The 26,045-nt window shown below is 61.8% G+C and carries 26 protein-coding genes; 16 read left to right on the top strand and 10 right to left on the bottom strand.

Annotated features, from left to right (window positions below; genetic code table 11):
- The 8 genes from AC2A1F_RS16765 to AC2A1F_RS16730 all read left to right on the top strand — a co-directional run bounded on the left by AC2A1F_RS16765 (nt 1) and on the right by AC2A1F_RS16730 (nt 8,919).
- Nucleotides 1-1,566 carry a class I adenylate-forming enzyme family protein gene (locus AC2A1F_RS16765; RefSeq protein ID WP_484209917.1) on the top strand — a complete coding sequence of 522 codons (1,566 nt, stop codon included), beginning with the start codon at nt 1-3 and terminating at the stop codon, nt 1,564-1,566.
- Between the two features lie 71 nt (nt 1,567-1,637).
- Nucleotides 1,638-3,758 (top strand): PQQ-dependent dehydrogenase, methanol/ethanol family, encoded by a 2,121-nt coding sequence (locus AC2A1F_RS16760; protein WP_484209916.1) that lies wholly within the window; start codon nt 1,638-1,640, stop codon nt 3,756-3,758.
- Nucleotides 3,759-3,803: 45 nt separating this feature from the next.
- On the top strand, nt 3,804-5,228 hold the full coding sequence (locus AC2A1F_RS16755; protein WP_484209915.1) for an aldehyde dehydrogenase family protein: 1,425 nt from the start codon (nt 3,804-3,806) through the stop codon (nt 5,226-5,228).
- Nucleotides 5,229-5,297: 69 nt separating this feature from the next.
- Nucleotides 5,298-6,170: an amidohydrolase family protein gene (locus AC2A1F_RS16750; protein WP_484209914.1), complete on the top strand. Its 873-nt coding sequence runs from the start codon at nt 5,298-5,300 to the stop codon at nt 6,168-6,170.
- Nucleotides 6,167-6,655 (top strand): protein tyrosine phosphatase family protein, encoded by a 489-nt coding sequence (locus AC2A1F_RS16745; RefSeq protein ID WP_484209913.1) that lies wholly within the window; start codon nt 6,167-6,169, stop codon nt 6,653-6,655. Before AC2A1F_RS16750 ends, AC2A1F_RS16745 begins: the two co-directional genes overlap by 4 nt.
- Nucleotides 6,652-7,401, top strand: coding sequence for an SDR family NAD(P)-dependent oxidoreductase (locus AC2A1F_RS16740; RefSeq protein ID WP_484209912.1), 750 nt, complete (start codon nt 6,652-6,654; stop codon nt 7,399-7,401). Before AC2A1F_RS16745 ends, AC2A1F_RS16740 begins: the two co-directional genes overlap by 4 nt.
- Before the next feature lie 4 nt (nt 7,402-7,405).
- Nucleotides 7,406-8,182: a glutathione S-transferase family protein gene (locus AC2A1F_RS16735; RefSeq protein WP_484209911.1), complete on the top strand. Its 777-nt coding sequence runs from the start codon at nt 7,406-7,408 to the stop codon at nt 8,180-8,182.
- Nucleotides 8,182-8,919 (top strand): alpha/beta fold hydrolase, encoded by a 738-nt coding sequence (locus AC2A1F_RS16730; protein WP_484209910.1) that lies wholly within the window; start codon nt 8,182-8,184, stop codon nt 8,917-8,919. Before AC2A1F_RS16735 ends, AC2A1F_RS16730 begins: the two co-directional genes overlap by 1 nt.
- A gap of 138 nt (nt 8,920-9,057) precedes the next feature.
- Here AC2A1F_RS16730 and AC2A1F_RS16725 read toward each other — a convergent pair whose 3' ends face one another.
- Nucleotides 9,058-9,459, bottom strand: a complete 402-nt coding sequence (locus tag AC2A1F_RS16725) for a VOC family protein (protein WP_484209909.1) — start codon at nt 9,457-9,459, stop codon at nt 9,058-9,060.
- A 79-nt stretch (nt 9,460-9,538) separates the two neighbouring features.
- On the bottom strand, nt 9,539-10,393 hold the full coding sequence (gene purU, locus AC2A1F_RS16720; protein WP_484209908.1) for a formyltetrahydrofolate deformylase: 855 nt from the start codon (nt 10,391-10,393) through the stop codon (nt 9,539-9,541).
- 153 nt (nt 10,394-10,546) lie between these two features.
- Here purU and ligM point away from each other — a divergent pair, with 153 nt between their 5' ends.
- From ligM to AC2A1F_RS16705, 3 genes are all read left to right on the top strand, one after another.
- Nucleotides 10,547-11,944 (top strand): vanillate/3-O-methylgallate O-demethylase, encoded by a 1,398-nt coding sequence (gene ligM, locus AC2A1F_RS16715; protein WP_484209907.1) that lies wholly within the window; start codon nt 10,547-10,549, stop codon nt 11,942-11,944.
- Nucleotides 11,945-12,023: 79 nt separating this feature from the next.
- Nucleotides 12,024-12,905 (top strand): methylenetetrahydrofolate reductase, encoded by an 882-nt coding sequence (locus tag AC2A1F_RS16710; protein WP_484209906.1) that lies wholly within the window; start codon nt 12,024-12,026, stop codon nt 12,903-12,905.
- Nucleotides 12,902-13,570 (top strand): alpha/beta fold hydrolase, encoded by a 669-nt coding sequence (locus AC2A1F_RS16705; RefSeq protein WP_484209905.1) that lies wholly within the window; start codon nt 12,902-12,904, stop codon nt 13,568-13,570. Before AC2A1F_RS16710 ends, AC2A1F_RS16705 begins: the two co-directional genes overlap by 4 nt.
- Before the next feature lie 76 nt (nt 13,571-13,646).
- On the opposite strand, the gene AC2A1F_RS16700 is transcribed toward AC2A1F_RS16705, so the two are convergent.
- The 6 genes from AC2A1F_RS16700 to AC2A1F_RS16675 are packed head-to-tail and all read right to left on the bottom strand — an operon-like array spanning nt 13,647 to nt 17,632.
- Nucleotides 13,647-14,270: a riboflavin synthase gene (locus AC2A1F_RS16700; RefSeq protein ID WP_484209904.1), complete on the bottom strand. Its 624-nt coding sequence runs from the start codon at nt 14,268-14,270 to the stop codon at nt 13,647-13,649.
- An 11-nt stretch (nt 14,271-14,281) separates the two neighbouring features.
- The gene (ribD, locus tag AC2A1F_RS16695) at nt 14,282-15,253 is read right to left on the bottom strand and encodes a bifunctional diaminohydroxyphosphoribosylaminopyrimidine deaminase/5-amino-6-(5-phosphoribosylamino)uracil reductase RibD (protein WP_484209903.1); all 972 of its coding nucleotides are present in this window, start codon (nt 15,251-15,253) and stop codon (nt 14,282-14,284) included.
- On the bottom strand, nt 15,250-15,753 hold the full coding sequence (locus AC2A1F_RS16690) for a hypothetical protein (RefSeq protein ID WP_484209902.1): 504 nt from the start codon (nt 15,751-15,753) through the stop codon (nt 15,250-15,252). Before AC2A1F_RS16690 ends, ribD begins: the two co-directional genes overlap by 4 nt.
- A gap of 40 nt (nt 15,754-15,793) precedes the next feature.
- The gene (locus AC2A1F_RS16685; RefSeq protein ID WP_484209988.1) at nt 15,794-16,567 is read right to left on the bottom strand and encodes a M48 family metallopeptidase; all 774 of its coding nucleotides are present in this window, start codon (nt 16,565-16,567) and stop codon (nt 15,794-15,796) included.
- 10 nt (nt 16,568-16,577) lie between these two features.
- A complete protein-coding gene (locus tag AC2A1F_RS16680) occupies nt 16,578-17,021 on the bottom strand; it encodes a YcgN family cysteine cluster protein (protein WP_484209901.1) in 444 nt (147 codons plus the stop codon).
- A complete protein-coding gene (locus AC2A1F_RS16675; RefSeq protein ID WP_484209900.1) occupies nt 17,018-17,632 on the bottom strand; it encodes an SCO family protein in 615 nt (204 codons plus the stop codon). The genes AC2A1F_RS16680 and AC2A1F_RS16675 overlap by 4 nt, the downstream gene beginning before the upstream one ends.
- Nucleotides 17,633-17,737: 105 nt before the next feature.
- Between AC2A1F_RS16675 and AC2A1F_RS16670 the strand changes: the two genes are divergently transcribed.
- The 5 genes from AC2A1F_RS16670 to ssb all read left to right on the top strand — a co-directional run bounded on the left by AC2A1F_RS16670 (nt 17,738) and on the right by ssb (nt 22,079).
- Nucleotides 17,738-18,364, top strand: coding sequence for an ankyrin repeat domain-containing protein (locus AC2A1F_RS16670; RefSeq protein WP_484209899.1), 627 nt, complete (start codon nt 17,738-17,740; stop codon nt 18,362-18,364).
- A gap of 18 nt (nt 18,365-18,382) precedes the next feature.
- On the top strand, nt 18,383-19,051 hold the full coding sequence (locus AC2A1F_RS16665; RefSeq protein ID WP_484209898.1) for a COQ9 family protein: 669 nt from the start codon (nt 18,383-18,385) through the stop codon (nt 19,049-19,051).
- Between the two features lie 300 nt (nt 19,052-19,351).
- The gene (locus AC2A1F_RS16660; RefSeq protein WP_463160433.1) at nt 19,352-19,594 is read left to right on the top strand and encodes a FeoA family protein; all 243 of its coding nucleotides are present in this window, start codon (nt 19,352-19,354) and stop codon (nt 19,592-19,594) included.
- On the top strand, nt 19,591-21,447 hold the full coding sequence (gene feoB / locus AC2A1F_RS16655) for a ferrous iron transporter B (RefSeq protein WP_484209897.1): 1,857 nt from the start codon (nt 19,591-19,593) through the stop codon (nt 21,445-21,447). Before AC2A1F_RS16660 ends, feoB begins: the two co-directional genes overlap by 4 nt.
- Nucleotides 21,448-21,545: 98 nt before the next feature.
- A complete protein-coding gene (ssb, locus tag AC2A1F_RS16650) occupies nt 21,546-22,079 on the top strand; it encodes a single-stranded DNA-binding protein (RefSeq protein ID WP_484209896.1) in 534 nt (177 codons plus the stop codon).
- 165 nt (nt 22,080-22,244) lie between these two features.
- Here ssb and AC2A1F_RS16645 read toward each other — a convergent pair whose 3' ends face one another.
- The gene (locus tag AC2A1F_RS16645; protein WP_484209895.1) at nt 22,245-22,988 is read right to left on the bottom strand and encodes a 7-carboxy-7-deazaguanine synthase QueE; all 744 of its coding nucleotides are present in this window, start codon (nt 22,986-22,988) and stop codon (nt 22,245-22,247) included.
- Between the two features lie 118 nt (nt 22,989-23,106).
- On the bottom strand, nt 23,107-25,956 hold the full coding sequence (locus AC2A1F_RS16640; RefSeq protein ID WP_484209894.1) for a valine--tRNA ligase: 2,850 nt from the start codon (nt 25,954-25,956) through the stop codon (nt 23,107-23,109).
- Nucleotides 25,957-26,045 lie beyond the last annotated feature (89 nt).

Raw genomic sequence — 26,045 nt, 5'->3', positions numbered from 1 at the left:
GTGCGCGCTATCGACTATTTTGACCGTGGCCATGACCGCAACCCGCAGCGTCTTGCGATTGTCGATACCGACACCGGCCTCAAACTGACCTTTGCCGAAACGAAGGCGCTTTCGTTGCGGATTGCTGCCGCGCTGCAAAAGGGCGGCTTCAAGAATCAGGACTTGCTCGGCCTTTATGGCCCGAATGATGGCATGTTGCTGGTCGCCCTGCTCGCCATGTGGCGCGCCAATGGTAAGTGGATTCCGGTCAACACCCGTAACGCCATCGATGCTAACGCGGCCTACATCAACTATGTGCGCCTTGAATGGATGGTATACCATTCATCAAAGGCGGATGAGGTCGAACAGCTCAAGGCGCTGTGCCCCACGCTTCAGCACTTCGTCTGCCTCGACCAGCGACTGGGCGATGATCCCAGCTTGGATGAATTCATCGCAGGCGTTTCCGAAGCCGATTTTGTGGAACCGGAAATCGATGCTTTCGGCAACCTGATGGACTTTGTCGGCATCTTCCCCACCGGCGGCACCACTGGCCCATCAAAGGGCGCGAATGTGACCAACCTTGGCTGGGGCACGATGATCGAAACCGCCGCCGATGGCATGGGCGGACGCACCGATGACCCGGTGGCGCTGGTCTCTGCACCGATCACACACGCGGCTGGCCCGATTTCGCTTTCGACGATGAGCCTTGGCGCAACGCAGGTGATCCTGCCCGGTTTCGATGCTGAAGCCGTGCTCAAGACCATTGAGGACTACAAGGTCACGCACATGTATCTGCCGCCCACGGCGATGTACCAGTTGCTGGCCTCGCCCGAGATTGGCAATCACAATTATTCGTCGCTGAAGATCTTCATTCTGGTCGGATCGCCCTGCAGCCCGGAAAAGCTGCGGCAGGCGGTTTCGATCTTTGGCCCGGCGATGTGCCAGGCCTATGGTCAGGTCGAATGCCCGATGATCGTGGCGTGGTTCCCGCCTGAAGATGTGGCGAAGTATGCCGCCACTGCGCCTGAAAAGCTGGCCTCCTGTGGCAAACCCACCCGATCAATCAAGGTGGCGCTGCTCGATGATGATGGACAGCCGGTGCCTTTGGGTGAAGCCGGCGAAATCTGCGTGCGCGGCGCGCTGGTCACGCACTCGTACTTTGAAAAGCCCGAAGAAACCGCCGAAATCCGCAAGTTCGGCTGGCACCATACTGGCGATGTGGGGAAGTTCGATGAGGACGGCTACCTCTATATCGTGGACCGCAAGAAGGACATGGTGGTCTCGGGCGGGTTCAACGTGTTCACCGCCGAAGTCGAAGCCGCCGTGACTGAAATTGCGGCCGTAAGGGAAGCTTGCGTGTTCGGCATCCCGCACGAAAAGTGGGGAGAGCAGGTCCATGCGGTGGTCGTGGCTGACGGGGTGACTGAGGCCGAAATCATCGCCTATACAAAGGGCCGGCTTGGCGGCGTGAAAGCGCCAAAATCTGTCACGTTTATCGACTCGATTCCCCGCACCGCTGCGGGCAAGATGGATAAGAAAGCGCTGCGCGCACCCTACTGGGGCAACAGCGATCGCATGGTAAACTGATCCGGCACCAAGCCGGACACATTGAAATTTGATCCGGCATTAGCCGGACTGGGTTGGAGAGGCTCAAGAAAATGCGTTTGAACCGCAAAATGCACGTGATGCTTGCCGGGACACTGGCGTTGGCGCTTCCGCTGGCGGCCTGCACAATGGCAGCCAATGCTGAACCAGGGGTAGGTGCGCAGCAGATCATCGCTGCAGATGGCTCAAACTGGCTGTCCTATGGCCGCACCTATGATGAACAGCGCCACAGCCCGCTGACCCAGATCACGGCGGAAAACGTCAGCCAGCTTGGCCTTGCGTGGTCTGCCGACATGGACACCGCGCGCGGGCAGGAAGCCACGCCGCTGGTGATTGACGGCAAGATCTACCTGACCACCGCATGGTCCAAGGCCAAGGCCTATGATGCGGTTTCGGGCAAGCTCTTGTGGGAATTCGATCCCAAGGTGCCGGGTGAAACCGCGGTCAAGGCCTGCTGCGATGTGGTAAACCGCGGGATGGCCGCTTGGGGTGACAAGCTCTACTTCGGCACGCTGGATGGCCGCCTGATCGCGCTGGATCGCAACACCGGCAAGCAGGTATGGTCCACTGTCACCGTCGATCAATCCAAGCCTTATACCATCACCGGCGCACCGCGTGCGATGAATGGTCTGATCGTGATCGGCAATGGCGGCGCGGAAATGGGCGTGCGCGGCTATGTCACCGCTTATGACGCGGAAACCGGCAAGCAGGTCTGGCGGTTCTACACCGTGCCCGACATGCCGGGCAAGAACGACGAGGAATACCTGAAGAAGGCCGAAGCCACCTGGAAGGGCGAATGGTGGAAGCTGGGCGGTGGCGGCACCGTGTGGGATGCCATGGCCTATGATCCTGAGCTTGACCTGCTCTACATCGGCGTCGGCAATGGCAGCCCGTGGAATCAGGCCTATCGCTCACCCGGCGGCGGCGATAACCTCTATCTGTCGTCTATCGTGGCGATCAAGGCCAAGACCGGCGAATACGCATGGCACTTCCAGCAGACACCGGGCGAAACGTGGGACTTCACCGCCACGCAGCATATCATTCTGGCCGACATGGAAATCGCTGGAAAGCCGCGCAAGGTGCTGATGCAAGCGCCCAAGAACGGCTTCTTCTATGTGATTGACCGGACCAACGGGAAGTTCATTTCCGGCAACGCCTACGCGCCTGTCAATTGGGCCACGGGACTCGATGCCAATGGTCGCCCAATCGAAAATCCCGAAGCGCGATACGACCTTACCGGCAAGCCTTTCATCAGCATGCCGGGGGCAGCGGGCGCGCATTCGTGGCATCCGATGGCCTATGATCCGGCGCAGCGTCTTGTTTATATTCCGGCGCAATTTGCAGCTTACCCGTATTTCCCGGAAAAGGACTGGAAGCCGCAGGCCGTGGGCTTCAACACCGGGGTGGACAGCGCCGCAAGCGCCATGCCCGCCATCAAGGAAGCGCGCGATGCGGCAAGGGCCGCCACTACCGGCGCGGTCGTTGCGTGGGATCCGGTTGCGCAGAAAGAACGCTGGCGCATTCCGTTCAAGGGACCATGGAACGGCGGTATGCTGGCAACCGCGGGTGGTCTGTTGTTCCAAGGCAATGCCACTGGCAGCTTTGCCGCCTATTCATCGAAAGATGGTAAGCAACTGTGGTCGTTCCCGGCACAGACCGGCGTTGTCGCAGCGCCGATCACCTTCAAGGTCGGCAATGACCAATACGTTGCAGTGCTGGCCGGTTGGGGCGGTGTGTGGCCGCTGGCCACCGGAATCCTCTCCGACATATCCGGCCCCACGCGCAACATCAGCCGCCTGTTGGTCTTCAAGCTGGGCGGCAAGGCCAAACTCCCCGATGCGCCCCCGTTCGAAGAGCGCCCGCTTAATCCCCCACCGCTCGTCGGCACGCCCGCCACGATTGCGCAGGGTGCCAACCTCTATGGCAAATACTGCACGGTCTGCCACGGCGATGCAGCCATCGGTGGCTTGCTCCCCGATTTGCGCCACAGTGCGATGAACACCGATTACACCGCGTGGCAAACCGTGGTGCATGACGGTGCGCTGGTGGACAACGGCATGATCGGCTGGGCCAAGTATATGACCAAGGAGCAGATCGAATCGATCCGCCATTATGTCATCAAACGCGCCCACGAAGATAAGGCCCTTGAAGACAAGGCGCTGGCCACGCGCTGACAAGATTGCTATGTGACATAGCAACTATAAACCTTGGAGAGAGTCATGACGCATCTTTATCCCAATCTCATCAATGGTGAACTCGTCACGACCGCAGATTCGCTTGAGGTCGTGAACCCCGCAAACGAACAGGTCATCGGCCGCGTCCCAGCCTGCGGAGCCGAAGAACTGGACCGCGCCGTTGCCGCAGCCCGCGCTGCGTTCAAGACTTGGTCGAAGACCCCGGTCGATGATCGTCGCGCCGTGATCCGCGCCATGGCGTCTGCCATTGAGGCGAACTTCGATGAACTCTACCGCCTTTTGACAGCAGAGCAGGGCAAGCCGCACCATCAGGCGCAGCACGAAATCGGCGCCTGCGCGGGCATGATGAATGCCCAGTCGACCCTCACGCTTGAAGAGACGATCAACGAAGACAGCGCTGAACGCCTTAGCCGCACCCGCCGCGTGCCGGTGGGCGTGGTGGCCGGGATCGTGCCGTGGAACTTCCCGCTGCTGATGGCGGTGCAAAAGATCGCACCTGCCATCCTCTCGGGCTGCACCATCGTGCTCAAGCCCTCGCCGTTCACGCCGCTGACCACGCTGAAGTTTGCCGAACTGATCAAGGACGTGGTGCCCGCAGGTGTGGTCAACATCATCACCGGCGAAGACGCGCTTGGCCCGATGATGACCTCGCACCCTGATATCGACAAGATCACCTTCACCGGTTCGACCGCCACCGGCAAGCGCATCATGGAAGGCGCATCAAAGGATCTGAAGCGCATCACACTGGAACTGGGCGGTAACGATGCCTCCATCGTCCTGCCCGATGCCGATGTTGCCAAGGTTGCAGAACAGCTGTTCTGGTCAAGCTTCACCAACGCCGGGCAAATCTGCGTCGCGGCCAAGCGCGTCTATATCCACGAAGATATCTATGACGAAATGAGCGCCGCAATCGCCGAATATGCCAAGACCGTTACCGTCGGCGATGGCGCCAACCAGGGCACTGGCGTCGGCCCGATCCAGAACAAGAAGCAGTTTGATCGTGTGTGTGAACTGATCGAGGATGCCAAAGCCAATGGCTACAAATTCCTCGTCGGCGGCAATGTCGATCCTTCTGGTTCAGGCTACTATGTGCCGATCACCATTCTCGACAACCCGCCCGAAGACGCGCGCATCGTGGCTGAGGAACAGTTCGGCCCGGTCATGCCGCTTATGAAGTTCTCGTCTGACGATGAAGTCATCGCGCGCGCCAATAACTCGGAGTATGGTCTTGCAGGCGCTGTGTGGACCAAGGACACCGACCGCGGCGTGGCCATTGCCGAGCAGCTGGAAACCGGCACGGTATGGATCAACGAATTCCTCCACCTCTCGCCCTTCGCACCTTTCGGCGGCCACAAGCAGTCGGGCTTTGGCGCTGAATACGGCATCGAAGGCCTGAAGGAGTTCACCTACAGCCAGGTGATCACCGTCAAGAAAGACGCGCTGGTCTGAGCCATGCGTGAGTAATCGGTAGTCCCGGCGATCTTCGGGTCGTCGGGGCTTCTTTCAAGGAAATGCCCAGTGCCCATCGACCTTTCGAAGATCAAGGCTATCGACGTCCATGTACACGCCGAAGTCTCGTGCCACGATCCCGAAGATCCGGTGATGGGCAAGTTCTTCGACGCGGCCAGCGCCTATTTCAAGGCCCCGCGCGAACGGCCCAAGATGCCCGAAATCGTCGAGATCTACCGCGAAGAGCAGATCGCGTTCTGCATGTTCACGGTCGATGCCGAATGTGGCATGGGCGCAAAGCGCGTGTCGAACTACGAAGTGGCCGAAATGGCGCTGAAGAACGATGACATCTGCATCGCCTTTGCCTCGATCGATCCGCACAAGGGCAAATTCGGTGCCCGCGAAGCGCGCGATCTGATCGAGAACTACGGCGTAAAGGGCTTCAAGTTCCACGGCATCGTGCAGGATTGCCACCCGGCAGACCGCGTGGCCTATCCTATCTATGAAGTGATCGCCGAATACGGCCTGCCCGCCATCTTCCACACCGGCCACTCCGGCATGGGCACCGGCATGCGCGGCGGCGGCGGGATGCGACTCAAGTATGGCCAGCCCATGCTGGTCGATGATGTCGCGGTCGATTTCCCCGACATGAAGATCATCCTCGCACACCCTTCGTGGCCGTGGGTGGATGAAAGCCTGTCGATGGCGCTGCACAAGGACAACGTGTTCATCGATCTGTCGGGATGGAGCCCCAAATACTTTGCCCCGCAGATTATCCAGTATGCCAACACGCAGCTGAAGAAGAAGATGCTGTTCGGTTCGGACTTCCCGCTGATCCACCCGCATAAGTGGATCGACGCCGCGCTCAAGGTCGGCTTCAAGGATGAAGTCATGCCCGGCATCATGAAGGACAACGCCGCGCGCCTGCTCGGCCTGTCTTGAGCACTGGGCCTGAACGTAGAGCGGTGGCAGACCCTGACGATATCCGCGCGTGGCAACGGCTCGATGCGGCAACCACCACATCGGGCCGGATCGAGGATCGCGATGTGGTACGCCTTGCCGATCTCGGCGTGCGCCACGTCGTAAACCTCGCTCTGGAAACCCATCCAGAGGCGCTGGCCGGTGAAGGCGACAAGCTTGCCGCGCAAGGCATCGCCTATACCCACATCCCCGTGCCGTTCGATGCACCCGGCGATGATCATTTCGCTGCTTTCGTTGCCGCGCTGGAACAGGGGCCAACCCCGGTCCACGTCCACTGCATCATGAACTGGCGCGTCTCGGCCTTCTTCTACCGCTACAACCGCGATCATCGCGGCTTGCCTGAGGCAGAAGCCCGCGCCCTGATGGAGCGGCAATGGTCGCCCGATGGCCATGAAAGCAAGGAGGCCCGCATCTGGGCCGAATTCATCGCACCGAGGCCTGCGTGACCGATCTTGCGGGCAAGCACATCGTGATCACCGGCGCATCCACCGGCATCGGCCGCGCCACGGCCACCGCCTGCGCCAAGGCCGGAGCCAGCCTCACCCTGATCGCCCGCCGCGCCGATCTGCTGCAACAGGCCGCGCAAGAGCTTGGCGGCGCAACAACCTTCGCCGCCGCCGATGTGGCCGACAAGGCTGCGCTCACCGCCGCACTCGATCATGCCATCGCCACCCATGGCGCAATTGATGGCCTGTTTCTGAATGCCGGGATCGGCGGCATGTTCGCCCCGGTGGAGGACTACACCGACGACGCTTTCGACGCAGTCATGGCGGTCAATCTCAAGTCGGTGTTCTGGGCCATCCAGCACGTCCTGCCCGCGATGAAGGAGCGCCGCACCGGCGCGATCCTCGTCACCGGCAGCCTCGCCAGCGAGCGGGGCTTGCCGATGAATGCGGGATATGTCGCCAGCAAGCACGCGGTCCTCGGCCTCTCGCGCGCCGTCGCCAATGAAGCGGCGGAGTTCAGCGTGCGCTGCAATTGCATCCTGCCCGGCCTGATCGAAACGCCGATGCTAGATGGCCTGCCGCCCGAAGCTGCCTCGCAAATGGCCAAGGCTGTACCGCAGGGCCGCACCGGCTCTGCCGACGAAGTGGCGCAGGTAGCCGCCTTCCTCCTGTCCGACGCCGCCAGCCACGTCACAGCTCAAAGCTGGGCCGTGGACGGAGGCATGCTCGGCACCATGCGAGTGTGAACTTATGGCTTTGAAGTATTACCACGCCGAACCGCTGGCGAACTCGCTCAAATCGATGGTCCCGCTCAAGGAAAAGGGCCTCGCCTACGAGAGCATCTACGTCGATCTGCACAAGTTCGAACAGCACCAGCCGTGGTTCACCGCTATCAACCCCGAAGGCCAGGTGCCGGTGCTCGATCATGATGGCGCGATCATCACGCACACCACGGTGATCAACGAATACCTCGAAGATGCCTTCCCCGATGCCCAGCCCGCCGACGCCCCGCTCCGCCCGCGCGATCCGGTGGGTGCCGCGCGGATGCGGTATTGGAACAAGTTCATTGACGAGCACGTGATGAACTACGTCTCGATGCACGGCTGGCACCGCATGGTCGGCGTGATAGCCCGCAACATCGAAAGCGGCGATTTTGAAAAGCTGCTGGAAAGCATTCCCCTGCCAGACCAGCGCAAGAAATGGGCCACCGCGCGCTCCGGTTTTTCGGAAAGCGACCTCGCCAACGCCACGGCCAAGATCGAATACGCGCTCGACAAGATTGAAAGGCAACTGGGCGAAACAAAGTGGTTGGCAGGCGACACCTATACCCTTGCCGACATCAACTTTTATTCGCATTGCGGCGCGATGGTCGAACGCATGTTCCCGGAGATGGAGGTCGCCAAACGCGCACCACGCCTGTGTGAATGGCGCGATCGTGTGGCTGCGCGCCCGGCCGTGGCCGAAGCGCTGAAAAGTGAAGACAGGACCGCACCGGGCTTGCGCGTCTGGTCAGGAGAAGTGCGTTAGTGGCTGGTTTCGTTCTGATTCATGGGTCTTGGCACGGTGGTTGGTGCTTCGATCCAGTGGCTGACATTTTGCGTGCGCGGGGGCACACCGTCATCACGCCGACGCTCCCCGGCATGGGCAGCACGGCAGAGGAAATGGCGGCCGTTACGCTGGCTGGTTGGGGTGAATTTGCTGCGCAGCATTGCTGCGACCTCAAGGCGCAAGGCGTTGGCCCCGTGGTGCTGGGTGGGCACTCGCGCGGGGGCCTTGTCGTGTCCACTGCGGCTGAGCGCGATCCATCGGCAATGGACGCCCTCGTCTATATCTGCGCGATGATGCTGCCCAATGGCATGAGCCGGGCCGAGTTCAAGGAAACCGAAGGCCTGAACCCCGCTTTCGACGCGATCATCTCGAAGGTCCACGGCGGCGTTGCCACGGTCATCGATGCGGAAAATGCTGCACCTGTCTTCGCTCAAGTCTCACCCCCCGATCTGGTCGAAGCGGCCATGGCGCGGCTTATGGCTGAACCCCATGCGCCACGTTCCGAGAAGATCACCGTTACACCCGAGCGCTGGGGCAGCCTCCCGCGCACTTATGTCGAATGCACGCTCGACCGCACCATCCCTATCGACAGTCAGCGCCGCATGATTTCGATGTCACCGGGGGCAAATGTGGTCACGCTTGAGGCAGATCACAGCCCCTACCTGTCAAAGCCGCAGGAAGTGGCCGATGCGCTGGAAGCTGCGATTCCGGGCTGACCATTGCATCAACAATGCGGAAAACAAACCCGCTCATGCTGAGCTTGTCGAAGCATGCCAACGCGAGGGTCGTCCGGGCACCCTTCGACAAGCTCAGGGTGAGCGGGTTTAGTTTGAGCTTCTGTCTGGAAGCCAGCCTCAATCCCCAAAGAAATTCAACTCCAGCAGCACATTGTTCGGATCAGCCGTAAAGATTTGCCGCAAACCGATGGCGGCGACGAAGTTGGTCTGGCAATCCAGCCCCATCGCACCGATCTGCCCCAGCACATCATCATAACCTGAACAGTTCAGCGCCACATGATGGATCGCCCCGGTCAGCGATCCCGGCTCGACAGCACGATCATAAGTGCGAGGACAGTCCACCGCATTGATGTGAATGATAGCCTTGCCGCCCGCATCATACATCCATTGCGCGTTCTGCGGAGTAAGCGGAGGCGGCCCATCGCGCCGTTCCAGCCCAAGCAGCGCCTGGTAAAACTCTGCCGTCTCGTCCAGCCTGTCTGTAATGATATTGACGTGATCCAGCGCGTTGACGTGCATATCTGTTCTCTCCCGCAAACAAAAACGGCGGCAGGAGCATTGTGCTCTCGCCGCCGCCAGAATTCAACGAATCAAAGCGTCAGCTTTTGAACACCACCGTCTTGGTGCCATTCAGCAGCGCGCGATCTTCCAGATGCAGCCGCACGGCCTCGGCCAACACGCGGCGTTCCACATCGCGGCCCTTGCGTACCAGATCGTCTGGGCTGTCAGCATGAGTCACGCTTTCCACGTCCTGATGGATGATCGGGCCTTCATCAAGGTCGGTTGTCACGTAATGCCCGGTCGCGCCGATCATCTTCACCCCGCGCGCGTGCGCCTGGTGATAGGGTTTGGCGCCCTTGAAGCTGGGCAGGAACGAATGGTGGATGTTGATGCAGCGACCATTGAGGAACGATGCCAGATCGTCAGACAGGATTTGCATGTAGCGCGCCAGCACCACCAGTTCCGCGCCCGTCTCGGTAACGATGCGCTTCACCTCGGCCTCCTGCTGCGGCTTGGTGTCCTTGGTGATCGGCAGGTGGTGATAAGGGATGTCGCCGATCAGCGAGATGTTGAGCGCTTCCTTGGGGTGGTTGCCAAGGATGCCGACCACTTCCATCGGCAGTTCGCCAATGCGGGTGCGGTACAGCAGATCGCCAAGGCAGTGGTCGAACTTGCTGACCATCAGGATCGCTTTGCGCTTCACTGTGGTGTCGCGAAGATTCCACTGCATCGCATATTGCTGCGCCACGGGCGCAAATGCTGCGCGGAATTCATCGACCGAGCGCTCACCCGGATCGAAGACCACGCGCATGAAAAAATTGCCGCTCAAGGCATCGTCGAATTGCTGCGCCTCGCTGATATTGCCCCCTGCTTCAAACAGGTTGCCAGTCACGCGGGCCACGATGCCCGGCTTGTCCTCGCAAGACAGCGTCAGAATTAGCGATGCACTCATCAAAATCTCTCCCGTCGATCCTTCGCACTTGGGATGCGCTCATAGGGCGCAACATTTCCCATTGCGAATCTCTGGTGAGATTGTATGTGTTGCATACAAGTTTTTCAACTCGTGTTTTCAAACTTGGCCATTTCACAAGTCGGGAGAGTTATCATGGCAAAGAACCTCGAAGAGGTAATCCAGCAAAACGGCAATGTGGTCGAAATGCTGCGCAACTCGCAGCTGGGTGCCTATGTGTACCCTGTGGTTGCGCCGGAATTTTCAAACTGGCGTTCTGAACAGTGGGCATGGCAGCACAGCGCCGTCCTGTTCGACCAGTCGCACCACATGGTCAACCTGTACATCCGTGGCAAGGACGCGGCCAAGCTGCTGTCCGACACCATGATCAACAGCTCAAAGGGCTGGACGGTCAACAAGGCCAAGCAGTACGTGCCCACCACGCCTTACGGCCACGTGATCGGCGATGGCATCATCTTCTGGGAAGAAGAGCAGAGCTTCACCTACGTTGGCCGCGCACCTGCGTCCAACTGGCTGCGCTATCACGCAGCAACCGGCGGCTACGATGTTGAAATCGAGCTGGACGACCGCTCGCCGATGCGCCCGATGGGCAAGCCCGTCACCCGCAAGGAATGGCGCTTCCAGATCCAGGGTCCGAACGCTTGGGCCGTGATCGAAAAGCTGCACGGCGGTCCGCTGGAACAGCTCAAGTTCTTCAACATGTCCACGATGAACATTGCCGGCAAGACCGTAAAGACGCTGCGCCACGGCATGTCGGGCGCACCGGGCCTCGAAATCTGGGGCCCCTATGCCGAGCAGGAAGAAATCCGTGCTGCCATTCTGGAAGCGGGCAAGGAATTCGGCCTGATCGCTTGCGGCAGCCGCGCCTATCCTTCGAACACGCTGGAATCTGGCTGGATCCCCTCGCCACTGCCCGCCATCTACACCGGCGAAAAGCTCAAGGGCTTCCGTGAATGGCTGGCGGCTGACAGCTATGAAGCCACTGGCTCCATCGGCGGCTCGTTCGTTTCCGAAAACATCGAAGATTACTACCTCAACCCGTGGGAACTGGGTTACGGCAACTTCGTGAAGTTCGACCATGATTTCCATGGCCGTGAAGCACTGGAAGCCCTGAACCCGGCAGAACAGCGCAAGAAGGTGACGCTGGCGTGGCATCCTGAAGACATGGCCAAGATCATGGCTTCGATGTTCAACCCCGATGGCGAAGCTTACAAGTTCTTCGACGTGCCACTCGCGAACTATGCTTCGTCGAACTACGACCGCGTGGTCGATGCCGATGGCAAGACCGTGGGCCTCTCGATGTTCACCGGCTTCTCCTACAACGAAAAGCAGGCGCTCTCGCTGGCGACCATCGACCCTGAAATCCCGTTCGGCACCGAGCTGCACGTGGTGTGGGGCGAAGAAAACGGCGGCACCCGCAAGACCACGGTCGAACCGCACAAGCAGCTGAACGTCCGCGTGATCGTCTCGCCGGTCCCGTACAGCCGCGTTGCGCGCGAAACCTATGCAGACGGCTGGCGCACCGCTCGCTGAGTCAAACCGAAACTGGCACCGCCCGGATTGCTGCAAAGGCAACCGGGCGGCTTGCCACCAACCCCAAGAGGATCCCGCAATGGCAACACCCCTGATTCATCCCAACTGGGACAAGGCGCCCGCCGGGATCACCGATGGCTTCAGCCTTGAGATGACCGCGAAGGACGAAGCGTCGCTGCGCGATGCCGCCCCGCTCATCCCGGCTGAAACCCCCGTCGCCATTACATTTCTTCCCGGCGAAGACGTTGCCGCCCGCGTTGCCGCCACGGTCGCCGTGCGCGAACTCGGCTTTGAACCGATGCCCCATTTCTCTACCCGCCGGATCACGTCCGAGGACGATTTCGAAGGCTACTTGCGCGCGGTGGTCGAAAAGGCTGGCGTTTCCAGATGCTTCATCGTCGCAGGCGATCCGCCCGAGCCGGTCGGCCCATACTTCGACACATCGGCCCTGATCGCCACGGGAGCATTCGAACGCAGTGGAATCAAGGCGATAGGCATCGGCGGGCACCCGGAAGGTCACCCCAACATGACCGAGGCCGAATGCTGGGCCGTCCTCGAAAAGAAAGTGGCAGAGATCACCGCGCGGGGCATGGCCCCGCTGATCGTCACCCAGTTCGGCTTTGATCCCGATGCTTTCCTCGCGTGGCTCAAGGAACTGCGCGCACGCGGCATCGATGCGCCGGTGCGCATTGGTGTGCCCGGCCCTGCCGGGATCAAGCGCCTGCTCGCCTTTGCGGCGCGTTGCGGCGTGGGGGCCTCCACCTCGGTGCTGAAAAAGTACGGCATTTCAGTCACGAACTTGCTCGGCACCGCCGGGCCGGACAAGTTGGTCGATGCCTTCGCCAAAGGCCTGACTGATGAACACGGAAAAGTCCGCCTGCATTTCTACCCCTTCGGCGGCCTCACCAAGACGCTCGAATGGCTGCAGGGGTACAACAAGAAGCACGGCATCAACCAGTGACCGACTTCGTCCTCGTCCACGGCGCATGGGGCGGCAGCTTTGCGTGGGATCGTCTGAAGGCCGATCTCACCGCCGCTGGTCACCGCGTTCTTGCTTGTGATCTCAAAGGGTTAGGTAAGCGTAAAGCCGAGTTCCATCCCGGCATCACGCTGACAGACCACATCGACGATGTCTGCGCCCAGATTGGCGAGGCGGGCTTCGACCGCTTCGTGCTGGTCGGCCATTCCTGGGGCGGCATGGTCATCACCGGCGTCGCCACACGGCTGGGTGCGCGCATCGAAGCCATTGTTTATGTTGATGCATTCCTGCCGCAGGATGGCCAGTCGCTGTGGGACCTGACCGGCGATTGGGAGCATGGCCACTACATCGGCAGCCAGAAGCACAAGCCCGGCGCGGTTTCCCCGCTGCCCGGTTTGGAAAGTCCGGTGCTGTCCGATCATCCGCTCCTGACTTTGGTGGAGGCGGTGCGCTTTACCGGCGAGGAGGCGAAGATCCCGCGCCGGGTCTATGTGTTTGCTACGGATTGGCAGCCGACACCATTTGCAAAGTTTGCAAGTGCGGTGAAGGGCGATCCGGCTTGGGAATATCACGAGGCGCAGGCCAGCCATAACGTGATGGGTGACCAGCCGGAACAGTTGCTGCAAATCGTGCTGGATTGCGCCTGATTTCAGGGGGTTCAGGCGGGCTTATGGGCACCTAGGTGCTGCTAGGTGCATCTAGGTGCACTTCAGAAAACCGGTCTCACCCCTGCGCTGCGAGGCTCTGCATCCGTTTCAGATAGCGCGCCAGAACGTCGATCTCGAGGTTGGCCTTGTGGCCTGCCGCAAGCCTGCCGAGCGTGGTCACCTGCCAGGTGTGCGGGATGATGTTGAGCATGAAGTGGCACGCACCATCGGCCTGATCGGCCACTTCATTGACTGTCAACGACACGCCATCGACAGTGATCGAACCCTTGGCCGCGATATAGGGGGCAAGCTCCTTTGGCGCGGCGACGATGTACTGCCACGAACCGCCCACTTGGGTGACGCTGACCACTTCGCCCACGGCATCGACATGGCCGGTCACGATGTGCCCGCCCAATTCATCGCCCAGCTTCAGCGCGGGTTCCAGATTGAGCGGTGCACCTGCCTGCCATTGGGCGGGCGCGGTGCGCTTGATGGTTTCGCCCGAAACGTCGACTGCGAACCAGCCTTCGCCGGCTACGCCGCCTTTGTCCACCACGGTCAGGCACACGCCCGAACAGGCGATGGAGGCGCCGATGGCGATTTTGGCCGGGTCCATCGCGCAGGAGATGGTGATGTGATGGTCACCCTTGTCCTCGATCGAGAGGATATTTCCGACTTCGGTGACGATTCCGGTGAACATGCAAATCTCCTTCAGCGGACCCGCTCGTAAACGTCCAGCGCATCGCTGCCAAGCGTCCGGCGGTCCACATTGCGCCAGCGCCCGTGCGCTTCGACGAGCGAGCCAAGGCCAATGTCGCCGATGCAAGGAAAGCCCGCACCCACGATGATCGGCGCACGATAGAGCAGCAGTCGGTCCACCATGTCTGCCGCCAGGAAAGCCGCCGCTGCCTGCGCGCCGCCCTCAACGAACAGGTACTGTGCATCGCCGAACGCGCCCGGTGCGGCAATGTCTGCGACGGCTGTCCAGCCATCAGGCACCGAACCGCGCGTCAGCACCATGCGCTGCGGGCTGCGCGCTTCAAGGCCGGGCAGGCGTACATCGAGCCGGGGCGCGTCGGCCCGGAATGTGCCGCCGCCCACCAGAATGGCGTCGGCCTGTGCGCGCTCCACATGACAGTGCGCGCGCGATTCGGGTCCGGTGATCCACTGGCTGGAGCCATCGGCCAGCGCGATGCGTCCATCGAGCGAGGTTGCGAGTTTGAGCGTCAAATGAGGGCGGCCCAGCGCGGTTCGCGTCAGATAGCCCTCAAGCGATTGGCGCGCGGCGGGGGAGGGCACCAATTCCGCCGCAATCCCTGCCGCGCGCATTGCGGCTATGCCGCTGCCCGCTGTGCGCGGGTCCGGGTCTTCCACGCCGATCACTACGCGCGCAAGGTCGCTTTTCAGCACCAGCGAGGTGCACGAAGGCCCGCGCGCGCTGGCGTGGGCGCAAGGTTCCAGTGTGACGTAAAGTGTTGCGCCCTGTGCCGCCGCGCCTGCCATCGCCAGAGCGCCAGCTTCGGCATGGGGACGCCCTCCCGCTTGCGTCCACCCGCGCCCGACGACTTTGCCATCGCGCACGATTACCGCGCCGACCGCAGGGTTGGGCCTGCTGAAAGGACGGCCGCGCCCTGCCAGCGTAGCGGCTGCGTTCAGCCAGCGCTGGTCTTCAGTCGCGCTCATTCTGCGGGATTTTCAGGCTTTTCCTGCAGCTTCTTCTGTTCGGCTTCGAACACCGGGTTGCGCACCAGATTGCGGTCGAGAATTGCCTTGCGCTCGGCTGCAATCTTCGCCTTGATCGCTTCACGTTCCTTATTGCCGTCGGCGTAGGCCTTATCAGCATCGACTCCGGTGGCGTTTCCCACGGCGCGATACATCTGGCGCACGCGTTCGGCGCTGGCTTCTTCCTCGGCCTCTGCGGCGCGGGCCTTGGCCGTTGCCTCCCGGTTTTCGGCCAGAATCTGGGCGTCGGTGCGGCCTTCGAGGAAGCTGGGAAAATAGACGATCTTGGGCGGATGTGGCAGATCGCGGCCACCCTGCTGGTTCATCACATAGAATATCCCGCCGGTCACTGCAGCTGCCATCACCAGCCCGACGAAGCGGTATTCGCTGGGGGCACCAAGCACTTCCCACAGATCGACTGCGGCACGGCGAGGGGAGACATTGCGGAGAAAGGACTTCATGCCCGCATAGATAGGGCCTTCGCCGGGATTGCGCTAGGTCTTACCCGAAAGGCGCATACAGCGTGCGCCCATACCGCTTCAGCCAGCGGTTGGCAGCATTGATTTCCCCTTCGAACAGGCGATCCAGATGGGCGTGGAAAGCCGGGCTATGATCGAAATGCCGCATGTGCGCCACTTCATGGGCAACGACGGAACGGCGCACGAAATCCGGGGCCATGATCAGCCGCCAGTTGATGCGGATTGCGCCGTCGCTGGCGCAACTGCCCCAGCGCCGTTGCGCGCGCGACAGTGAGAGGCGAGGCACAGGTTCTTTTGCCAGCGCGCAATAATGCGCCAGATCATCTGCGCACAGAGCCAACGCCTCAGCCTCAAGCCAGCGCTGCAGCCGCGTGGCAAGGCCCTCTGCCGGACCACCGACCACCACGCAGCCATCGACGATTGCCGGTTTGCGGCGCGCACTTGCTTGCCAATCGATCCGCAGAGTTTCCCCGCGCAGCATAAGCGTGGCATCTGGCGCAATCGCTGCGGCTTCGGGCAGGCGCGCAAGTTGTCCGGCCAGCCAGTCCGCCCGATCACGCGCAAAGGCTTCGGCATCGCCCACGCGGCCCCATGCCGGAATAGAAACGCGTGCTTCGCTGCCATCGGGGGCGAGCCGCAGCGTCATCCGCCGGGCATGGCCCAGCTTGCGGATCACCAGCGGCAGTTCGCGGTCAGCTACCACGATTGTGCGGCGTGAAATCGTACGGGGCGAGGCGGCACGTGGCACCAGCGCCTCTTTTGCTTTCGGGTCGGCCCGGCGCAACCAGTCGAGCATTCCGCGCCCTTCACCCATCGAAATAGTCCGATGGCACGATATGCTCTTCCAAAGGCCCCGCGACTGTCTCGCTGATGGCCTTGCCGATCATCGATTGCCCGGCCTTGTGCACCGCATCGCGGTCCCCTGAAATCAGATAGTGCCAATCGGGCAGGGGATCGCCATCGGCGCGCAGGCGATAGGCGCATGTATCGGGCAGCCACGGCAGATCGCGCGCCAACTTTGGCGTCAACCGCAGGCAATCGGGCACATAGGCGCGGCGGTGCTTGTAATCGCTGCAGCGCCCGGTCTTCAGGTCCAGCAGCTTGCACGCGACATTGGTGTGATAGACATCGCCGGTGGCATCATCTTCCAGCTTGTGCAGGCAGCATTTGCCGCAGCCGTCGCACAGCGCTTCCCACTGTTCGCGGGTGAGCGCCTCCACCGGCTTTTCCCAGAAGCGGTCGGAACTCAATGCACCCACTTTGCCAGTTCAGCGGCCACGGCCTGACCGCTCTTTTCCGCCGGCAGTAGGGCGATGGGTTCACCCTTGGGTCCCATCAGAAACACGCCGCGGCTGTGATCCATGAGATAGTCGGTGGGGCTGGAACCATCGCGCCGTGAATGGAACACGGCCCACTTCTTGGCCACGGCATCGATCTGCGCCTGCGTGCCGGTGAGGCCCACCACCGAAGGGCCGAAATTAGCCGCAAAAGCCCCCACCACCGCCGGGGTATCGCGCTGCGGATCGATGGTGATGAACAAAGGCACGACCTTGGCCGCGAGCGCTGCGTTTTCCTTGGCGAAAAGTCGCACGCCCTGGCCGATGTTCTGCATATCTACCGGGCACACATCCGGGCAGAAGGTGTAGCCAAAATAGACGATCCGGTACTTGCCGTCAAAATCGCTCCACCGCACCGTCTTGCCGTCTTTGCCGGTCAGCGTGAAGTCGCCGCCGATGGTTGCGCCCTCCAAGGGAGGGCTTTCGCGCGCTGGGCCACCGCAGGCGGCAAGCGTGAAGGTGGAGACTGCGGCAAGCGCGATGGCAAGGGTTCTGATCATGCGGGTCATGGCGCGGCGGTTCATGCTCTGCTAACTGTGCCCTTGCAAGAGCGGAGTCCGCAGCAACATATAGGCTGCTGATTAAATGGTCCGCACATATGCGGCTGGGGCACGCAACAGGAGGAATCGATGTTTTCGAAGTCGCTGGCCATATTCCACAGGCCTATTGCCGCTTTGGCGATACTGTTGGCCGCCACCACCGCGATCCCTGCGCAGGCCCAGTTTTCTGACAGCTACAAGTTCCTCGAAGCCGTACGCAAGAAAGAAGGCGACAAGGTGACCGAGGCTCTGAATGATCCGGGCACCCAGATTATCAACACCAAGGATTTCAATTCCGGCCAGACCGCGCTGCACATTGTAGTGGCTCGGCGGGATTTGACCTGGGTGCAGTTCCTGCTGGCCAAGGGTGCCAATGTGAACGCTCGCGACAATCGCGGGGTGACGCCGCTGGTGCTGGCATCGGAAATGGGCTTTTTGGAAGGCGTAGATGAGCTGATCAAATCTGGCGCGCGGATTGATGAGGCCAACAATACCGGCGAAACCCCGCTGATCAGTGCGGTACACCGCAAGGACCTGGCGCTGGTGCGCATGCTGATCAAGGCCGGGGCCAATGCTGACCGGCCTGACAATTCCGGCCGTTCAGCCCGTGATTATGCCGCGCTCGACAAGGGCAGCGCTGTGCTGAGCGAAATCGAACGGTCAACCACCGAGGCCAAGGGCACTGCGCCCAAGAAGACCTATGGACCTTCTTTCTGATACGGGCATTGTACAGCCATGACTGAAGACACCTCGCTTGACGCTATGCGCCTTCGCCTTGCCCCGGCCATTGCCGAAGCAGCCGCTTTTGATGGCTGGAAGCCTGCCGCTGTTGCAGCTGCGGCCGAGATGGAGGGGGTTGACCCGGCGCTGGCCGCTTTCGCGTTTCAGGACGGAGCCCAGAGCGCGGCCATGCAGATGATTGCTGCGTGGGTCGCGCGGATCGATGCCGATATGGCAGACGCTCTGCCGCCCGAACACCTTGCCACGCTGCCGATCCGCGAACGCATTCGCACGCTGGTGCAGTTCCGGCTGGATGCGTTGACCGGCAAGGAGGAGGCGCTGCGCCGCGCGCTGGCTATCATGGCGATGCCGCAGAATGTGGCGGCCTCTGCACGCATGGGCTGGTCGAGCGCGGACGCCATGTGGCGGCTGGCGGGCGATACGGCCACCGATTACAACCACTATACCAAGCGTATCACGCTGGGTTCGATCTATGCGGCAACGCTGGCCTATTTTGCGCAAGACACCAGCGACGGGCATGACGATACGCGCGCGTTCCTTGATCGACGGATCGAGAATGTGATGCAGTTTGAGAAGGTGAAAGCCAAGGTGATGAAGCCGCGTGCGGACGAAGGCTTTTCGCTGATGCGGATGCTGGGGCGGCTGCGGTATCCGGCGGTTTAGTAAAGGGTTTAAAGGGTTTAAAGGGTTTCACGCAGAGACGCGGAGAAGAAAAGGGAGACGCGGAGACGGTGTGACATGCGGCGGAGCCGCTCTTCACCTCTGCCGCAGCGTAAACCGATCCGTTTCGTGATTTGAGTGGCTTTGCAGCCGGGGCTGCTTTCTCTGCGTCTCTCCTTCTTCTCCGCGTCTCTGCGTGAACTCTTTTCAGCGCAACCTTCCCAAACGCCCCTTCTTTTTGATCCAGCGCAATTCTATTGCGAATGACTTGCAATCGCCGCCGCGCTATGGCAGCGGGAAGGGGTGACGCTCGATCAACTCCCTTTGAACACGCCTGCGCGAATCGCCGCAGTTGATTGGTCCGCGCTGGTTGCCGAAGAGGCGCAGCGCTTGCAGGCGCTGGGGCTGGATGAAGGTGCGCGGGTCAGCCTTGCCTATCGCGGGGTATTTGCCGGGCGTGATCCGCTGGCGGTGGAGATTGGCCGCATGACTATCGCCTTGCGCCGCGTCCATGCCCGCGCGATGACGGTTGAAGCGATAGCATGAGCAGGATGCCCACCGTCGCCGCACTGGTCGGCAATCCCAACGCGGGAAAGAGCGCGCTGTTCAATGCACTGACCGGCGCGCGCCAGAAGATTGCCAACTATCCGGGCGTGACGGTGGAGCGCAAGGCTGGCCGCCTGCTTCTGCCATCGGGTGAGCCGGTGGAGCTGGTCGATTTGCCCGGCTCCTACAGCCTTGATGCCACCAGCCCGGACGAGGAAGTGACCCGCAAGGTCATCATGGGTGAGCAGGTAGGGCAGGCAAAGCCCGACGTGATCGTGCTGGTGCTCGACAGTTCCAACCTCGAACAGCACCTTGTTTTTGCGCAAGAAGTGATAGATCTGGGCCGGCCCACCGTGGTGGCGCTGAACATGGTTGATCTGGCTGAGCGTGATGGCTTGACGCTTGATCCCGCCGCGTTGCAGAGCGCACTGGGCGTGCCGGTGATCCCCACCGTGGCAGTGCGGCGGCGGGGTCTGACTGAACTGGCTGCGGCGATTGCTGAGGCGCGCGACCGATCGCAGGTCAGCGAGGCAGTGCCGAGTCCGCATGTGACCTTGCCTGAACGGCGGATGCTTGCGCACCAGATTGCCAGCGCGGCTATTGTTTCGGAGACGGCTAAACACCGCATCCATGCGCGGCTGGACAAGGTGCTGCTGCATCCGTGGGCGGGGCCGCCGATCCTGTTTGCGCTGCTGTTCGTGGTTTTTCAGGCGGTGTTTTCGTGGGCCACGCCCTTTGCCGATGGCCTTGAGGCGGTGGTGGGCATGCTGGGCGATCTGGCCAAGCAGGTCCTGCCCGAAAGCCTGTTGCGTGACCTACTGACCGAAGGCGTGATTGCAGGCGTTGGCTCGGTCGTCGTGTTCCTGCCGCAGATCGTGATCCTGTTCTTCTTCATCCTGTTGATGGAGGCGACCGGCTATATGGCGCGCGCGGCATTCCTGATGGACCGGCTGATGGCGGGCGTTGGCCTTTCGGGCCGCAGTTTCATTCCGCTGTTGTCGAGCTTTGCCTGTGCCATTCCCGGCATCATGGCCACGCGCAGCATCACCGATCCTAAGGACCGGCTGACCACGATCCTGATTGCCCCAATGATGACCTGCTCTGCGCGCCTGCCGGTCTATGCGGTGATCATCGCGGCGTTCATTCCGAACACGGCTCTCGGACCGGGCATCGGCCTGCAGGGTCTGGTGCTCTTCTGCCTTTATGTGGCGGGGATTGTCGGCGCGATGCTGGTGGCACTGGTGTTGCGCCGGTCGGTGACCAAGGGCGCGGCTTCGGGCTTCATCATGGAACTGCCCAAGTACCAGTTGCCAACGGTGAAGGATCTGGCGCTGGGCCTGTGGCAGCGGGCGTGGATATTCCTGCGCCGGGCGGGCACGATGATCTTCACTGTCACCATCGCGTTGTGGATCCTGCTCAACTTTCCGCGTGCTGAACCGGGGCAGGACCAGATCAATGCCTCGGTGGCGGGCACGCTGGCCAATGGCCTTGCGGTCGTGCTGGAGCCTATAGGCTTCAACCGCGATATGAGCCTGGCGATCATCCCCGCCATGGCGGCACGCGAAGTTGCCGTCAGCTCGCTCGCCACGACGTATGCCGTGGGAGCAGAGGATGAGGAGCAGGCTGCGCTGGCGCTTGGCGATCAGTTGAAGTCGCGCTGGACCTTGCCGATGGCGCTTTCGTTCCTTGCGTGGTTCGTGTTTGCGCCGCAGTGCCTTTCGACCATCGCGGTGGCGCGGCGCGAGACCAATGGCTGGAAATGGCCAGCGTTCATGCTCGCCTACCTGTTCGCGCTGGCCTATGCGGCGGCGGGTATTACCTTCTGGACCGCGACTGCCGCCGGACTGGGCTAAACAGGTGCGTTGGTCTGTGGAAACGGTGGCGCGGTGACTCGCCCCCGCGTGGTGTCATGCGCTAGGCACTCCGCCAGATCAAAAGGGAACACGATTCGATGGCAGGCAGCGTCAACAAGGTCATCCTCATCGGTAATCTGGGGGCAGACCCCGAGGTGAAGAGCTTTCAGAACGGCGGGCGCATTGCCAATCTGCGCATCGCCACTTCTGAAAACTGGAAGGACAAGGCGACCGGCGAGAAAAAAGAGCGCACCGAATGGCACACGGTCGTCCTCAACAATGATGGCCTTGTCGGCGTGGCCGAACGCTACCTGAAAAAGGGCAGCAAAGTGTATATCGAAGGCCAGCTGCGCACCCGCAAATGGCAGGACCAATCGGGCAATGACCGCTACACCACCGAAGTTTCGGTGGGCGGCATGGGCGGCGTGCTGACCATGCTTGACGGCGCACCCGGTGCTGGCGGCGGCATGGGTGGAGGCGGCGGCGGTGGTCGCTCGTCCGGCGGTGGCTGGAATGAGGGCGGCTCGTCCGGCGGTGGTTCGCGTGGGGGCTCGTCGAGTGGCGGCGGCTGGAATCAGGGCGGCGGTGGCGGCGGCTTCAACGACGATCTGGACGACGATATTCCGTTCTGATCGAAGCCACGCAAACCAACATAACGCGCATTCCCCAAAATTGTGCGCGCCCCCGCGAAGGCGGGGGCCTCGTGCAGTTTACGGAACCTCGGGGTAAAACGCCTGAGGCCCCCGCCTTCGCGGGGGAGCGGGCTCCTTTTTACTGTGCTTACGCTTCTGGTGGGATCACGTCCCCCGCGTGTCCCCATACAAGTGGATATGCAGCCGGTCGGTAAAGCGCCAGCCGCGTTCCAGCGCCTCTTCTGCCAGCCAGCGTGAGCGCTCGCGCAAGGTGGCGCTGGCGGTGCCCTCGGGCATCACGAACAGGTGATCGGGCGCGATCCCATAGCGTTCCTGCAGCGCTGAAATCTCGGCCAGATCGGCAGGCGTGGCCACCACGAACTTGAACCACGCGCGCGATTCCTGCGCCCATGCGGTGAGCCGGTCAGGCACCAGCGCCAGCGCGGCATCGTTGCCGGAATGCGCGAGTTTGGGGCTGACGTTGAACTGGTCCACCAGTGGATCGAGCGCCGGATGCACGGCCACGGTCCCGTTGGTTTCGATTTCCACGTGCAGGGCGGGGCGGGCCGCTTTCATCAGCGCCACCATCCGCGCAAGTGCGGCTCCTTGCAGCAGCGGCTCTCCGCCGGTGATGACCAGTCTGTCTTCGGGGTGCGTCAGGATCAGCGCGGCGGCGTCTTCCTCGCTCATGGTTAGTTGGTTGTCGGTCCGCTCGAACGCCACTTCATCGCGGTGCGGGCGATTGTCGCCGGTGAAGCGCCAGGTATATGCGGTGTCGCACCAGCGGCAGGCCAGATTGCAGCGGCTCAGGCGCACGAACACCGAAGGGCGGCCCATGCTAGGGCCTTCGCCCTGGAGCGAGGAGAAAACCTCCGGTTCGCCGGGGTTTACGGTGGCGAGAGTTAGCATCGGCGGGTCAGCACGGCGGGGATCAGCGTAGCATGCTTCGACAAGCTCAGCATGAGCGGGTGTGGGTTTAAGAACAAACCCCGCTCAGCCTGAGCTTGTCGAAGGCTGCAGACTGTCATCACCCCAACCGCGCCAGCGCCGCCGCCAGCCGCTCGGCCTCTGCCGCGTGCATGGCGTGATCGGCGCGGGCTTTTTCGACCGCTTCGGGTTTGGCTTTCTCGACGAATGAAGGATTGCCCAAGCGCCCTTCGAGCGACTTGGCTTCCTTTTGCGAAGTAGCCAGCGCCTTTTCCAGACGGGCCTTTTCGGCGGCGATGTCGATCACGCCATCCAGCGGCACCACGATGTTGGCATCGCCTGCACCCACCTGCATCGCCGCGCCTGCGGGCGCTACTTCGAAACGGATGCCGTTGAGGCGGGCAAGGCGTTCGATCACGGCTGGGTTGGCCTCGATGATCGCGCGGGTTTGGGCCGAAGGATCGGGCAGGTAGGCGTCCAGCTTCGCGCCGGGTGCTATGCCGAGTTCGTTCTTGGCAGTGCGCAAGTTCGATACCAGCGCGATCAGCCATTCGACTTCGCGCTTGGCCGCCAGATCGACGGCAGCCTGCGGATCGGGCCATGCGGCGACGATCAGTTCTGCATCGCGCTGCCCGAGCGCGTGCCACAGTTCTTCGGTCACGAAGGGCATGAACGGGTGGAGCATCACCAGAATCTGGTCGAGCACCCAGCCTGCCACGGCGCGCGTTTCGGCGTCGAAATTGCCCTTGATCAGTTCGATGTACCAATCGCAGAACTGGTCCCACACGAAGTGATAGACGGTGTTGGCCGCCGCATCGAAGCGCAGGTCGGTCATCGCCTGATCGAGCGCGGCGACGGTTTCCACGACTTCGCCGATGATCCACTTGTTGACCGCCGAGGTGGCGGCAGGCGCGGCGACTGAGGTGCTGCCGGTGATCCCGTTGCTCTGGCAGAAGCGCGCGGCGTTCCACAGCTTCGTGGCGAAGTTGCGATAGCCTTCGACGCGGCGCTCATCCATCTTCACGTCGCGGCCCTGGCTCTCCATCGCGCACATGAAGAAGCGCAGCGCATCGGCGCCGTATTTGTCGATCAGCAACAGCGGATCGACCACGTTGCCCTTGGACTTGCTCATCTTCGCGCCATCGGCCGCGCGGACGAGGCCGTGGAGATAAAGCTTCTTCCACGGCACTTCTTTCATGAAGTGCAGGCCCTGCATCGCCATGCGCGCATCCCAGAAGAACAGGATGTCGAAGCCGGAAATCAGCAGGTCGTTGGGGTAGTGTTTGGCGAGGAGGGAGCGATCCTCCCCGGAACGGGGAGGTGCCCCGGAGGGGAGGAGGGGCCGGGAGATATCGGAGACGGTAGTGCTATCTGGTGAGGTCTCGACCCCTCCGTCAGCACTACGTGCTGCCACCTCCCCGTTCCGGGGAGGATTTTCGTCTTCCGGCCAGCCGAGCGTGGCGAAGGGCCACAGCGCGGAGGAGAACCATGTGTCGAGGACGTCGTTGTCGCGCTCCAGAGTGACGCCTGCGCCAGCCTTGGCCTGCGCTTCTTCCTCGGTCTCGGCAACGTAGCACTGGCCATTGGAGCCATACCAAGCCGGAATCCGGTGCCCCCACCAAAGCTGCCGCGAAACGCACCACGGCTGGATGTTTTCCATCCAGTTAAAGAACGTCTTCTCCCACGTCTTCGGCACAATCTCGATGGCACCGGAGCGCACGGCTTCCATTGGTGCTTTCGCCAGTTCAGCAGCATCGACATACCACTGGTCGGTCAACCAAGGCTCAATCACCACGCCGCCACGATCACCAAACGGCGTCTGGATCGTGCGGGGTTCGAAGTCGGCGGAGACTTCGTTGCCTTCCTTGTCCTTCGTAACGTGCGGGATCAGGAAGCCTGCTTCCTTCATCCGCTCCACCACCAACTTGCGTGCATCGAAGCGGTCCATGCCGATAAACTCTGCGGGCACCAGTCCGTCCGCCGTCTGTACGACTTTCGCCTCGGCGTCGAACATGTTGAGCATGTCGGCGGCCTTGATTCCGGCGCGCTTGCCCACTTCGAAGTCGTTGAAATCGTGCCCCGGCGTGATCTTCACCGCGCCGCTGCCCAGTTCCGGGTCGGCGTGTTCATCGGCCACAATCTTGAACCGGCGACCGGTCAGCGGTTGCAGGATGTCCTTGCCGATCACGCTGGCATAACGCGCATCTTCAGGATGCACCGCCACGCACATATCGGCCAGCATCGTTTCGGGGCGCGTGGTGGCGACCTCGATGTAGTCCAGCCCGTCGTCGCGGGTCACGCTGTCAGCCAGTGGATACTTGAAGTGCCAGAACCCGCCCTGCGTCTCGCGTGTTTCCACTTCGAGGTCGGAGATCGCGGTTTTCAGCTTGGGGTCCCAGTTCACCAGCCGCTTGTCGCGGTAGATCAGGCCCTGATTGTAAAGGTCTACAAAGACCTTCACGACCGCCTTGGTGAAGTGCGGGTCCATCGTGAACTGCTCTCTGGACCAGTCCATCGAACAGCCAAGGCGGCGCAACTGGCCGGTGATCGTGCCGCCGGACTCGGCCTTCCACTCCCACACTTTGTCGATGAACTGTTCGCGCGTGTAGTTGCTGCGCTTGTCCTGTTTCGCCTCCATCTGGCGCTCGACCACCATCTGCGTGGCGATCCCGGCGTGGTCCATGCCCACCACCCACAGCGCATCCTTGCCGCGCAGGCGTTCATAGCGGATCATCACGTCCTGCAGCGTATTGTCCAGCGCGTGGCCGATGTGGAGGCTGCCGGTTACGTTCGGCGGCGGATTTACGATGGTATAGGGCGCAGCATCAGGCCGTTCGGGGCGGAACAGGCCGTTCTGCTCCCAATGGGCATACCATTTGGCTTCGATCCCGGAGGGTTCGAAAGTCTTCGCAAGCTCGGCTGAATTCTGATCGGGCGTTTGTTCGGTCATGGGCCAGCGCCTTGCCATCCCCAACGCCCGCCTGCAAGCACCCGCCTGCTGGCATTTTCGGGAACCGTGACGCCCGTTCCTTCGTTACG

It is taken from the genome of Novosphingobium sp. HNCC26BN242 (assembly GCF_057180525.1).
The sequence above is the reverse complement of the archived record's forward strand: the minus strand, read 5'-3'. Positions and strand labels throughout refer to the sequence as shown.

Coding starts and splice junctions, on each gene's coding strand:
- AC2A1F_RS16760 (WP_484209916.1), top strand. CDS start 1,638: ATGCGTTTGAACCGCAAAATGCACGTGATGCTTGCCGGGACACTGGCG.
- AC2A1F_RS16755 (WP_484209915.1), top strand. CDS start 3,804: ATGACGCATCTTTATCCCAATCTCATCAATGGTGAACTCGTCACGACC.
- AC2A1F_RS16735 (WP_484209911.1), top strand. CDS start 7,406: ATGGCTTTGAAGTATTACCACGCCGAACCGCTGGCGAACTCGCTCAAA.
- AC2A1F_RS16725 (WP_484209909.1), bottom strand. CDS start 9,459: ATGCACGTCAACGCGCTGGATCACGTCAATATCATTACAGACAGGCTG.
- purU (WP_484209908.1), bottom strand. CDS start 10,393: ATGAGTGCATCGCTAATTCTGACGCTGTCTTGCGAGGACAAGCCGGGC.
- ligM (WP_484209907.1), top strand. CDS start 10,547: ATGGCAAAGAACCTCGAAGAGGTAATCCAGCAAAACGGCAATGTGGTC.
- AC2A1F_RS16710 (WP_484209906.1), top strand. CDS start 12,024: ATGGCAACACCCCTGATTCATCCCAACTGGGACAAGGCGCCCGCCGGG.
- AC2A1F_RS16700 (WP_484209904.1), bottom strand. CDS start 14,270: ATGTTCACCGGAATCGTCACCGAAGTCGGAAATATCCTCTCGATCGAG.
- ribD (WP_484209903.1), bottom strand. CDS start 15,253: ATGAGCGCGACTGAAGACCAGCGCTGGCTGAACGCAGCCGCTACGCTG.
- AC2A1F_RS16690 (WP_484209902.1), bottom strand. CDS start 15,753: ATGAAGTCCTTTCTCCGCAATGTCTCCCCTCGCCGTGCCGCAGTCGAT.
- AC2A1F_RS16685 (WP_484209988.1), bottom strand. CDS start 16,567: ATGCTCGACTGGTTGCGCCGGGCCGACCCGAAAGCAAAAGAGGCGCTG.
- AC2A1F_RS16675 (WP_484209900.1), bottom strand. CDS start 17,632: ATGAACCGCCGCGCCATGACCCGCATGATCAGAACCCTTGCCATCGCG.
- AC2A1F_RS16670 (WP_484209899.1), top strand. CDS start 17,738: ATGTTTTCGAAGTCGCTGGCCATATTCCACAGGCCTATTGCCGCTTTG.
- AC2A1F_RS16665 (WP_484209898.1), top strand. CDS start 18,383: ATGACTGAAGACACCTCGCTTGACGCTATGCGCCTTCGCCTTGCCCCG.
- feoB (WP_484209897.1), top strand. CDS start 19,591: ATGAGCAGGATGCCCACCGTCGCCGCACTGGTCGGCAATCCCAACGCG.
- ssb (WP_484209896.1), top strand. CDS start 21,546: ATGGCAGGCAGCGTCAACAAGGTCATCCTCATCGGTAATCTGGGGGCA.
- AC2A1F_RS16645 (WP_484209895.1), bottom strand. CDS start 22,988: ATGCTAACTCTCGCCACCGTAAACCCCGGCGAACCGGAGGTTTTCTCC.
- AC2A1F_RS16640 (WP_484209894.1), bottom strand. CDS start 25,956: ATGACCGAACAAACGCCCGATCAGAATTCAGCCGAGCTTGCGAAGACT.